This window comes from Candidatus Aegiribacteria sp. (genome assembly GCA_021108435.1).
Classification (GTDB): domain Bacteria; phylum Fermentibacterota; class Fermentibacteria; order Fermentibacterales; family JCC-6; genus Aegiribacteria.
The window spans coordinates 1-12,034 of record JAIOQY010000095.1 but is presented as its reverse complement, the minus strand read 5'-3'; the positions used below and the strand labels follow the sequence as shown (position 1 = coordinate 12,034).

10 protein-coding genes are annotated in these 12,034 nt (G+C 47.9%); 4 read left to right on the top strand and 6 right to left on the bottom strand.

Annotation, left to right across the window (positions count from 1 at the left end; all coding sequences use genetic code 11):
- Positions 1-71 precede the first annotated feature (71 nt).
- Positions 72-1,556: a T9SS type A sorting domain-containing protein gene (locus K8R76_05860; GenBank protein ID MCD4847697.1), complete on the top strand. Its 1,485-nt coding sequence runs from the start codon at positions 72-74 to the stop codon at positions 1,554-1,556.
- Between the two features lie 51 nt (positions 1,557-1,607).
- Here K8R76_05860 and K8R76_05855 read toward each other — a convergent pair whose 3' ends face one another.
- Positions 1,608-2,972, bottom strand: coding sequence for an FAD-dependent oxidoreductase (locus tag K8R76_05855; GenBank protein MCD4847696.1), 1,365 nt, complete (start codon positions 2,970-2,972; stop codon positions 1,608-1,610).
- Between the two features lie 353 nt (positions 2,973-3,325).
- Between K8R76_05855 and K8R76_05850 the strand changes: the two genes are divergently transcribed.
- Positions 3,326-4,219 (top strand): hypothetical protein, encoded by an 894-nt coding sequence (locus K8R76_05850; protein MCD4847695.1) that lies wholly within the window; start codon positions 3,326-3,328, stop codon positions 4,217-4,219.
- A gap of 25 nt (positions 4,220-4,244) precedes the next feature.
- On the opposite strand, the gene K8R76_05845 is transcribed toward K8R76_05850, so the two are convergent.
- From K8R76_05845 to K8R76_05825, 5 genes are all read right to left on the bottom strand, one after another.
- Positions 4,245-5,339 (bottom strand): hypothetical protein, encoded by a 1,095-nt coding sequence (locus K8R76_05845; protein ID MCD4847694.1) that lies wholly within the window; start codon positions 5,337-5,339, stop codon positions 4,245-4,247.
- 94 nt (positions 5,340-5,433) lie between these two features.
- Positions 5,434-6,378 (bottom strand): hypothetical protein, encoded by a 945-nt coding sequence (locus tag K8R76_05840; protein ID MCD4847693.1) that lies wholly within the window; start codon positions 6,376-6,378, stop codon positions 5,434-5,436.
- Between the two features lie 2 nt (positions 6,379-6,380).
- On the bottom strand, positions 6,381-7,439 hold the full coding sequence (locus K8R76_05835; GenBank protein ID MCD4847692.1) for a hypothetical protein: 1,059 nt from the start codon (positions 7,437-7,439) through the stop codon (positions 6,381-6,383).
- Positions 7,423-8,052, bottom strand: coding sequence for a hypothetical protein (locus K8R76_05830; protein ID MCD4847691.1), 630 nt, complete (start codon positions 8,050-8,052; stop codon positions 7,423-7,425). Before K8R76_05830 ends, K8R76_05835 begins: the two co-directional genes overlap by 17 nt.
- A 12-nt stretch (positions 8,053-8,064) precedes the next feature.
- Positions 8,065-10,029: a hypothetical protein gene (locus K8R76_05825; GenBank protein ID MCD4847690.1), complete on the bottom strand. Its 1,965-nt coding sequence runs from the start codon at positions 10,027-10,029 to the stop codon at positions 8,065-8,067.
- Positions 10,030-10,200: 171 nt separating this feature from the next.
- On the opposite strand from K8R76_05825, the gene K8R76_05820 reads away from it, so the two are divergent.
- Both K8R76_05820 and K8R76_05815 read left to right on the top strand, forming a co-directional pair.
- Complete coding sequence (locus K8R76_05820) at positions 10,201-11,226, top strand: radical SAM protein (GenBank protein ID MCD4847689.1); 1,026 nt, start codon at positions 10,201-10,203, stop codon at positions 11,224-11,226.
- Positions 11,227-11,497: 271 nt separating this feature from the next.
- A partial coding sequence (locus K8R76_05815; protein ID MCD4847688.1) for a hypothetical protein occupies positions 11,498-12,034 on the top strand: 537 nt, incomplete at its 3' end.

Sequence of the window (12,034 nt, the reverse complement as noted above, 5' to 3'; positions counted from 1 at the left end):
GATTACATAAATTGATGATAATGGTTATATTTCGGACCTGACCCCACCTTCTTAGCTTGAGGAGAGGATAGATGCAGATAAGAAGAATCCTGTTGCTTTGTTTATTGATATTGCTGACCTCGCTTTCATCAGCTCAGGTTGAACCTGAAGTGCAGTGGACAAGAATCTTCGGGGGAGGCATCTATGAATTCGGGCGATGCGTTCAGCAGACAGCAGATGGCGGATACATCATTGTCGGCGATACGGATTCCTTCGGAGCAGGCAACTTCGATGTCTGGCTCATCAAAACTGACAGCAACGGAGATACACTCTGGACAGAAACCATCGGAGGCAACGGAGAGGATCGCGGATTCTCTGTAGAGCAGACCACTGACGGCGGATACATCATTACCGGTATGACCAGTTCCTATGGAGCAGGCGGTTTTGATATATGGCTCATCAGAACCGACAGTGCAGGCAGTACTCTATGGACAAAGACATTCGGCGGATCATTCTGGGACTGGGCTGCAGAGGTTCAGCAGACCGCGGACGGCGGATACATAATTACCGGTATGACGGAATCCTATGGCGCTGGAGGCTGGGATGTCTGGCTGATAAAAACGGATTCCAACGGAAATTCTGAATGGACAAGAACATTCGGAGCAGAGGATTACGATAATGGTATGTCCGTTCGGCAGACCGCTGACGGCGGTTACATCGTTCTCGCCGACACCTATTCCTACGGGGCGGGAAGCAGTGATTTCTGGCTGATCAAAACCAACAGCACCGGTATTTCATCATGGACGAAAACCTTAGGAGGAACTGGCACCGAGCGCAGTCATTCTGTTCGGCAGACCACCGATGACGGCTACATCATCGTGGGTGATACCAGATCCTTCGGTTCTGGCGATTATGATGTCTGGCTGGTGAAAACTGACAGCGATGGCGAAAGTGTATGGACGAGAACTTTCGGCGGGGCCTACGAAGACTGTGGCTGTTCAGTTCAGCAGATCAGTGATGGCGGGTATATCGTCGCCGGTTATACTGAATCCTTTGGAGCAGGCAATTTTGATGTCTGGGTGATAAGAACAGATGACAATGGTGATACCGCATGGTCAATGACTGTCGGAGAGGATGATCTTGATCAGGGCAGATCGGTAGATTTGACCACGGATGGCGGCTTCATCATTGCCGGAACTACGTATGATTATTATGCGGGCGAATACAATATCTATCTGATAAAGCTGAGTTCGGAAACCTCGATCTCACAGCCCCAATCCGGTACGATTCCTGAATTATCCGGGATTCACATTTATCCCAATCCATTCAGTTATTTAACAACCATTGCTTTTGATGTTCCATCAGGGACTGATGGAGCAGTATCTCTCTCAATCTATGATATCTCCGGCAGAATAGTTACGACTCTTATTGATAAACCAATGAGCTCCGGGTCTTATTCTATGGTCTGGAACGGGACTGATGACGGTGGGCGCCATGCTTGCCCGGGGGTGTATTTCTGCAGGATTGAAGGATCCTCATTCAGCTGTACAAAAAGGATGATGATGCTGAATATCTAACCAGGATATCTCACTGGAAATTCCAGACAAACAAGACCTGATCAATTCATATTATAGAAATCTGTTCTTTATATTCGCAATGGCATCTTCGCATACTTTGACCAGTGTATATTTGGTTGGTGCAGTAGTCAGCAGGGGATGCGTCCCGGTCTGAAAGGATATAAGCTCGTAAACTGTAACGTATTTCTGAATTGCGAGACTGATTATATTTATCATCTCCCCCACGGATTTGCCGCCGTAGATCTCTCCTCCGATTATCTGCCCGTTTTCAGGAGAAACGATCATCTTGATCTTGATCTTCTTTGCCCCCGGAAGTGAACCTGGATGACGGTCAACATCTTCGAATCTTCCAATAACATAATCCACGTTCGCTTCCCTGGCTGTCTGTTCAATTGCTCCAGCAGAAGCAAATACATACCCGTCAAGTTCTGTTGAAAATACTGACAATATTCCTGCAAAGGAATGGAGCAGACTGATGCTGAAAAGGTTGTAACCCAATACTCTGGCCTCTGCTGTAGCCGTTGAGGCCAGCATTATATTATCCGTTCTGCCTGTTATGAAACCGGAAGCGTGGGCGCAATCTCCAACAGCGTATACGTCCTTTTCCTCTGTACGCATGTACCTGTCAACTCTGATTGTGCCGTTGCTGGTCAACTGAAGACCGGCATTGCCCGCAAGCTCGGTACGAGGTTTGTATCCGATTGCCGAGATAACTAGATCAGCCTTGATCGATCTACCGTCTTCCAGTATCACCGATTCAACTTTACCGCCGCTGCCCTGCAGCTCCTTAACAGTACAACCTGTTGATACATTCACTCCGGCATTTTTAAGATGTTCATCGGCAAGGGCCGCAAAATCTGCTGAAAAAGCGCGGAACAGGCAGTGGTTTTCCATTTCAACCAGTGTTACGTTTTTTTCCTTGTACTTTGCAAGTTGCTCAGCAACTTCGGCGCCTATGAACCCTCCTCCGATGACAACAATATTTTCTGCTGGTCCGATACGATCCATAAGCCCATTGATATAGCTGTAGCTTTTCTTGATGTATTCAACATTATCCAGATCGTAACCTCTGATAAACGTTGGTATAGTAGGAGTTGAACCGGTCGCAAATACAAGCTTGGCGTATGAAAAACGCTTTCCTGATCCGGTTTCAAGAGTCTTGCTACGGATATCAACACCGGTTACCGTATCGACGAGAACCTCACCGCCTGCTTTCACAAAGGGAGCAGGACCCATAAGATTTTGTGAAATATCATCAAGGTCATGGAAAATGTAGGGAATCCCACATGGAACAAGACCCTTTTCCTCTTCCATTATTATGAGAAAGGATTTCTCCGGATTCTGCTTTTTAGCGGTAACACCTGTAACTATTCCAGAAGGACCAGCTCCTATAATAACTACATCGTACGATTTCATGATATCTCCATCTAACAATTTGTATACAGAATAGTATGATTATAGCCAATTCGCGGAAGAAGGATCGGTTATCCGGGATTTCCCGCACAGACTCGGATGTGCGGCTCTCCCGCTTTCCGTCTGATAGGATAAAATACTTCAAGTACACAATAATGACCAATAGTAAAAACGGTCTACTCCTCATTACACAATCTCCGCTCATGATCAGCTGATAGGTTCTGTATCCGTTTCTGATAAACAGCAATCTGTAGTTATACATGTATTCGTCGAGCCACCAGATATTTGCCAATCCTGGCGTCTTTACAACATGGCGTTAGCACGCATATTTAATAACATCAACCGGGGAGGATGAAATGCATTTTCGAGTAATTCTGTTAATCTTTTGTCTGGCAGGTTTTTCATACGCTTCCTGGCTTTGTCCGGTTTACAGAGCGGACAGCAACGGTCTGATCGAAGGAGAATCATCTGAAAACCTTGCTGTACTGAAATCATGGTATGCAACAATCCAGCCTGTACTCATTAAGAATGAAACTTCGCCCATCCCTATGCGCTGGGATTATACAGTCTGCGAAACTCTTGTACTCACTCCACCTGTTTCAGGATGTGATATCCTTATATGTCTTGATCTGGGAGTAGTTCCGGAACTTACAAGGGAGCTGGAATTCTTCTGGGTCGACGGAGTTTTGATGGAACCCCGAAGCATGCTCGGGGGCTACCCCATCGATATAAATAACCCTGATAAAGCAACTGAATCGTACAATCCATCAGCTGATTCGGTCTTTCACATACACAGGTGCGGGGAAGCAGGCAGAGCGGTTACCAGCCACGGGCTGTGCCCTGAAGAGGTATACAGAACTCACTTCGATTCAGAGGATGACTTCCGGAGCGCGGTACCGGAAACCCGCCGATTCTATGCGGATATGTGGGAGATTCCATGTAATGGCGAAGAAGAGATCGTAATCCAGGTTACATATCTGATTCACGGGTGGACATATATCACCGGGTTTGAACCATTGCGGTTTTCTCTGTGCCAGCCGCTTCTATGGAATGGTACGTTAAATGATGGGCGTATAGTTTTTGAGCGTCCATGGGAGGATAGCCCCGAAATGTGGTTTGTTGAATTCGATGGATGTGAATTACTTGTAGATGATACTCACTGCTACGAGGTTGAGGTCAGTGATCTCAGTATTACCGAAGAAGAGACCATACCCTTCCTTCTGATCGAACCAGATCCGGCAACTCCATAAAACCGATTTAGATGATTATGCGGTGCTACCAGCCTCGGGCGCCGGTTTCAGCCAGAAGCTGCACCCAGGCGTACTTGTCGGTGTCGTTGTAGTTTCTCAATCCGAGCGTGGCAAGATATTCGAGGAAGGCAGGGTCTGATGATCCGTAGTATTCCTCGAATTCACCAAGAACCTCGGGAGAAACATCATGGAGCCAGTCGATGAGGATAAGACCGATTGTAGACCTGTTTGTATCCCATGCAGTGAAAAGGTGATGGTAGAATTCCGCCTGCTTCGTCTGGCTGCTCCCGCAGTACTCCGATCCGGACTGGTATCCTACTTCATTGAACCAGATTTCCCTTCCGGAGAAGAGAGTCCCAATCTGGGCGAAATGCGATTTCACGATATCGGGATCGAGAACGACAAATGCGGAAATCTGCGGATAGTAATTGAGCATCACTACATCGCTGTACTGGTTGATTTCCTGCACTCTGGCAAAGTCGCCGCCGAAAACACCATTCATTACCGTCACCTTCACTCCAACCGCGATATCCGGGTAATTGGCGGTGATATGATCGGACGCAGCCTGGAAAAAGGAGATGTACGCGGACCAGTCTGAATCATCGAGGTACAGATCCACTTCATTTCCCACGCTGATACATATTAGATCCACATTAGAGGGAATATTCTCAACTACCCAGTCGACCAGGTTGTTGAAAGCCTCGATCATCTCGGGAGAGTTCCAGTCATAGCCTTCCAGGTAATCGGGACAGGTTGCTGTAACAGTGTTTATAACGGCAAGACCGAGCATCAGGCTTATGCCGTTGTCGCCGTAGAATGAGGTCGCTCCGAATACGCCGCCCCAGGGATCCTGGTATACACCCTCCGATACTTCGATACAGTTCCATGGGATGTTGAGTTCAACAATCTGTACCCCTGCCTCCTGGGCAACAGCGAACGAGTTCTCGAATCCATTAACGCTTTCCGATATGGTTATTCCGAAGAGCCTGTCGCCACGAGGTTGTGGAGATACCGGACTCAGAATCTCGTATTCCCCGGCAGGTGAGGTCGGTGTATCACCGCAGCAAACCAATATGAACATTGGCAGTATTGCAGCGAGCAGGACAGCGCGTCTGTTCATTGCAGGAAACCTTCCATGGAATGGTCATTTATCAGTTTACAGAAACCGGTCTCTTCGCTATCGGTAAAATTCCGCCTCTCATAGTATTCAGATATCACTCTGCAACCATGTCGGTGGTTACATGCCGGATATCCGAAACACTGTCTGTACAGGTATCCACATAAATCCGGAAAATGAAGTTCGGGAAAGCTGCATCATATCCCCCTGCGGAATCGATCCATTCACTGAATTTACTTCCTCCTGAACCAATCCCTGCCAGAGATGGTATGACATTCGGCGAAGCTGTTACATCAAAGAAAATCCCGTTTTCGTATGAACCCGGAGTTCCATTACTCGTGTAGTTGTAATACCTGTCCTCAGGCAGAATCATCCAGGAGCTGCCGCCGCGGTAGAGGACGAAATTGTTTGAGCATCCCTCCGCTTCGGTCAAATAAGAGTAGTTTATCCAGGGCATGTCCCCGATATCACCGTGCCTCCATATGTCTATTACAGAGTCAGATCTACCAACGCTCTCTATAAGAAGATAGTCCCCTTCAATCCAGTCCGAGCAGCCCCATACACTGGAAGGTGTGGTGCAGTATTCTACGCCGGTTTCCAGATCAAATACGTAAACAGGTCCCCTGCTTGCACCGGTACCATCGAGTCCCACCGCATAGAACCTTCCTGAGGGACTGAGCTGGCTGATACATACGGCGTTATCAAATTCCTCATAATTCAGGCCCCATTCGCCAGTAAAAACATATGTCAAATCAAACCGGCACTCAAAATGCTCAAGACAGGCAATTGTGACCCCGTCACGACTGTAAAGGATCTCACCCTCAGCGGGATTCTCCATATGCTCAGCCTCTTTATCGGTTATACCGGGTATATCCTTGGCTGAGGAGAAGGGCTGTATGCTATCAACATCCAGCTGGTAAGAATCGGGAATCGGAGGAATTTCTCCGGGTATCCCTGCATACTGTGCCGCAGCCGGACAGGCTGCGATAAGTACTGCGAGGAGAGTTAATAGAAAAACATGTCTCTTCAATGAAACTGCCATGATCATTCTCTCTCTATCACCGGTCTCGGAGGGTCATTCAGAAGGTCAAGGGTTTCATGAACAGGGTATTCTTTTCTCCATAACCTGATATGGGCCTTCGCTGGATCAGGCTTCGGAACCGGCTCATCCTTCACATATGGATCGTAGAATTTTTCCTTCAGAAGGTCACGCCAGCCTTCAGCGCTGTACACTTTGTATTTATCCTTTTTCTCCGCAGGCACAATCGGCCAGAGGACTTCGTTCCAGAACAGAAGGTATCTGGGATCGGTAAAGACCTCATCCCAGGTGATGCCCATGAATTCCGGCATGAACCTGTGGCTGTTCCTGAGTTTCGCTACATTATCATCCGTTGGTCCGAACGCCTCTATTGCCTGAGCACAGGCTGGTAGAAGACCGATAACCTCGATGTAAAGAGCATCCCATTCGTGCTCGACATTTGAAAGTTCCGCCATGAGCGTGCCCTGGAATTCAAGCTCGGCGATGCTCTCAACCTTCGCATAAGTCTCCAATGCAACCTGCTGCTGGTGGTCAACAGTCGGTGAATGAGCTTCCTCAGCCTGCTTCAGGGTCTGCTTTGCTGTTTCGATAAGAGGCTCTCTGCTCATCTCAAAGAGAACTCCATCCTCGACCATGAGAGTATTGAAATGAAGAGCATTCTCAGCCTCTTCTTCAAGTTCGAATATCCTGCTGTAATACCTGCCCTGCTTCTCCCTGGTTGAGGAATCCATGGAATCGTAAGCCATGTGGTAACCGGCTGCCGCGATACTTGCCGGAGGTATAGCTTCATCCGATGCGGAATCTCCCCCTGTACTTATGGAAGTCTGCTCTTCCGGGGGCAGTGCGGGTTCGGATGCAAGTTCTCCAATAATAGCTGCCACTTCCGCGAAGCAGGGATCCACACTTATTGCTGTCATGTCAGCGCCCTCATCGGCCTTCGCGCAGAGGAATTCAAGGAGTTCCCTGGACCGCACCAGTTTCTTATTGGAAGAACCAAGGCTGGAAACGTAGTTATCGATGGAGAAGCGGAAACTGTCCAGGATCTGCTTAACCGTGGCATCCATCGCACACCTCCATGAATTTCTTCTCAAGCACTGCCATCTGTTCATCGGTGAAAATCGTGCGGTCTCTATATGGTTTATAAGTCATGATCTTCTCCCATGAGACATCCGGATCAGCTTCGTTCATCAGTTTCCAGTACGTATGGAATTTTACCAGTGATCGCTCTTCATCATTTGAACCTGCCCCATCGGTGTTCAGATGAAAAAGAGCGCTGATAATCGAATTCACAGAGTTTATGGCCTTGTTCTCATTGAATGACAATTTTGTGTTCTGCTCAAATTCTTCGAGTTTCTGACTGAGTTCAGTATGGGTTTCAGCCGACTCGATTATCTCGAGCCGAAGCCTGTCCTCTTCAGCCTTTCTCTTCTGTTCAAGCTCTTCGTAGATGAAAGCCCTGTTATCGTACCTGTCGAAACCTTCGGCTTTTGCCGCTGAAACCATGTTCCCTGTCTGCTGAATCCTATTCTTGAACTCAGTGGGAGAACCTGCTTCCTCCATCATTTCAAGATAATGCTCGCAATCCTTTATCCTGGCTCTGTTAAGCTCGGGTTTTGTCCTGAATTGCTTCAACTGGGAGGTGAAGTACCGTTTCTGCATTTCAAAGGAATCGATCATGCAAACCGCCTTTCATTGCGCTGCGATCAGTGAGAGCTCGGAAACCGCGGCATCCTGATACATTGATCCTGAATATATCTCAAGTATTTCAAATGTAATATTATCATCCACATCAAGGGACAGACTTCCAGGTAGCCTGATGACCTGCAAATCTATTGTGTCTTCAAGTTCGGCCACAATCAGAGGGGAATCATTCATACATATCAGAAATTTCCTGATTCTTGCGTTCTCCAGCCATGCACCACCAGGTTTGCAGTAACCGTTTCTCAGAGTAAAACCTTCAACGATGTATTCTCCATCTGTTGAAACGGTTATTACCTCTCCATGTCCGTAACCGTATTCCCCTTCGACCCAGGTGGTTTCAGGATCTCCATCGGTAAGATTTTCAGCTGAATAATCGTTGCCCGCCTGGCCTGCAAGCTCTGAAGATGTTTCAACAGACAGGTCAGTGATTTGAGGAATATCTCCGTCTTCGTGGCAACTGCTCAGAACAAGCGGCAGGTCACATCCCCCTCCGTCCATCCAGAAATTTCTGACCTCTTCTTTTGAAATGAAAGTAGTATCCCTCTCTTCACCTGTATAGGAGTAAGGAGTTCTGAATTGACTGATCATCGGTGAAGTCTCATTGGAGAGAAACCATCCCGTTAGCCGGAACAGTGATTCCAGAGCGGGATCGATTATCGGTCTTCCCTGAACGGCATCTTCAATATTTTCAAGAAGAATCAGGTATGCCGCCTGTTTACGGGGACTGCTGCAGTACATCTCCAGGTTCACATCGGCCCAGTCTCTTCGAAGAGCAGTCATCGGCAGCAGGAAATCGAGTTCTGCAGACTCCATGACAGCCCGGCATTCGGAGAAATACCGCTGCAGTTCCTTTACGGTTTCCAGCTTTTCCTGATCGAAAGGCAGGGAACCATATATACTGAGCATCTGAGAAAGGTAACTGTGTGGTTCCTCCGACCACAGACCCGACATACCGTATACGGTGTTTTCAAGAAATCGGGCAACCGTCTCGGCAGACAGATGGGGTTCTATGTGATTAAGAACTTCCAGGATAGCGGGGTAAATTTCCTCCGGTGTCCAGCGGGTGTAGAGTTCAGTTTCATGGAGTAAGCAGCAGTCATTTCCGAACAGACCATAATCGAAACCCCTTTCATCCACCCATAAATGACCGGATGAAGTAATTGTAAGATCCTCAACCGGTTTCCAGTCCGTGAAATGCCAGGTGACCCGGTTTCCGTCAACCTGTGGAGAACCGTTCCAGTCCGTCCATGTGCAGACTGAATCTGAAAGCATGGAGAAGGGGTACTGTTCAGGCAGGGTTATCGAGATGACAGCGTCACCTATCCTGCCGGTCCAGAAGGCTCCGGAGCGCACAATGTAAGTTAAGGAAGCCGTATAGTTTGCATACGAACTGTAATTCCATCCGGTATTGTATGTATTAACGAGCCTTACCGTCTGCCCCGGCTGGAAATGCATCTCCCAGCAGGCTATCAGCGGCCAGAATACAAGCCTTTTATCCCTGCTGGCAATACCTTTTTCATAGGCTACCTCGTACTCCACGCTATCAGTAAATGCCCTGAACATGAACCATTCAGGCACCATAGAATCTGCAGGAACATCCCTGGCTTCCTTACCGGACATCTCCTCAAGAGCCCTGTCGTAATACCAGTTGCTTCTGTCACCATGATTGTGCATTCCGTAGAACGATTCGAAAGGAAATCCGACAGATACATCCAGAGTCTGATCGGTGAGATTCCTGAGATAGAATACACAGGTGACCTTCATTTCAGGAGCATCATAGTAGATCATGTTTCCGGTGGGCACGATGGATACACTCTCAGCCTCCATGGTGATCTGGTCCGTTTCGATTGGCATGGCGCCTCTTCCGTCGGGAAAGACCCACATCGTGGCCGAGTCCGAGGCGACCGTACCTGCAAGAAGGAAGAGAAGAACAGCAAAAGATCTTTTAAACATTGTTCAGCCCCTTTGCAGAGAATATTTGCATTGTTTTAGCGTACCGAAATAGTCCTTTCATGTCAAGCAAATGAAGTGCTTTCAGAGATTCTGAATTGACAATGCTCAATTAATATGTGTAATGTTCCTTTGTATGATACAGTGAAACAGGAGATGCCGGAGAGATGATTAATGAATCTTAAAAGAACACTGGGCAAGTATCTGCAAAGGTCGGTCCGTTTCCCGTGGGTAAGACTTCGGGGAAGGAGAAACCTGATAATCAGGATGGACACAACGAACAGGTGCAATCTTCGCTGTTCGATGTGTTCCCTGCGGTTGGCTGATAAGGATCCTGACCGGAAGTGGCATGATATAGATCCTGATCTATTTAACAAAATCGCTACCGAGCTGTTCCCCAAAGCCTCTGTCGTCGGGCTTTCATGCGGTGCGGAGCTGTTCGTCAATCCGGATTTCGGCAGATATCTTGACATCCTCTACCAGGCTGATGTACCTGTCAGAGAGGTTGTGACGAACGGTATCCTTCTCACTTCTGAAAACATCGGCGTCCTTCTTGAGTCCCCACCTACGTCTCTGTTCGTATCAATAGACGGTGCCACTCCTCCAACCCATGCCAGGATAAGGGGCGGTGCGGATCTGGATCTTATCATCGGCAATATGATGGAACTGGTCTGCGAGAGGGACAGAAGAAGAATGAGGTTTCCGACGCTCTCTTTCAGTGTGACACTGCAGAGAAGCAACTTACATGAACTGCCGGAAATCGTGAAACTCGCTTCCAGAGTAGGAGCGGTGTCCGTAGGTGTTGTTCCACTGATACCGTTTTCAGGGCTGGACATGACCGGGGAAACGATAGATCCGGATTCACCTGAGGTCTTCAGGCAGATCCGTCTTGCCAGTGATATCGCCTCCGAACTGGGGCTTTCCTTCAACTTTCCTTCTGCATCTTCTCCTGAGAAGCTGTCTTCATGCCCCTATCTCGACAACTGGGTATACATAGACCCTGACGGCAGGATAAATCCATGCCCGCACTGGAATACTTCCGAACCGCTCGGAGATATGTCCCGCAACAGTTTCCACGAGATATGGAACGGCCCTGCTTACATGGCGCTCAGAGACAGAATTTCAAGAGGTGTCTATACAAGCAATTGTGCGGTATGCCCGGAAATGTCACAATCCGGCAGTGAGATCCCAAAAAGTTGATCCCGACCTCCCCCCGGGGACGCACCACACTTCTTCAACTTGCATGCTGAGCGACTTACCCGGATCTTTCCGAAATTTCCACAAACGGCTTGCACAGTAGAAACCAGAAGCGTTTAATCTTGACAGAAGCATTAAAAACTGTAAACTTATCAGTGGATCAAGGAAATGACACGGTTCCGGTCAGCAAATTCTCTGTCATCAGTAGTAACGAAAGAGAAAATGAATAGAAAAGACATAGTCCAATGAAGTCATATACTCCCGGGAGAATCATATGAAAGTCAAAACAGCTCTTTTTATTACAGTTCTATTTCTGCTGTTCAACTCTTGTGATGACAGCACTCCGACTGGTCCGAATGGAGGTAACAATACTTTTCCGGATAATGTTGTGGAAACTGTCAACGTAGGAATTGCCCCCACTTGTATCTGCACCCTACCATCCGGAGACTACCTGTATGTAAGCAACACCGGGGGTAATAATGTATCCGTTATCAGCACCTCCGACAATTCCGTTGTGGCAACTGTGGATGTTGGCGATGCCCCCAGTGGCATCTGCTCCCTTCCATCAGGCAATTACGTGTATGTATGCAATTCCGGGGATGGTAATGTTTCCGTTATCCGCACTTCCGATAATTCTGTTATAGCAACAATCAATGTGGGGGATAATCCATCCTGGGGTATCTGTTCACTTCCATCAGGAGACTATGTGTATGTGATCAATCGTAATGATGCTACTGTTTCCGTGATCCGCACTTCCGATAATACTGTTGTGGCAACTGTTGATGTGGGATGGGGGCCATGGGGCATCTGC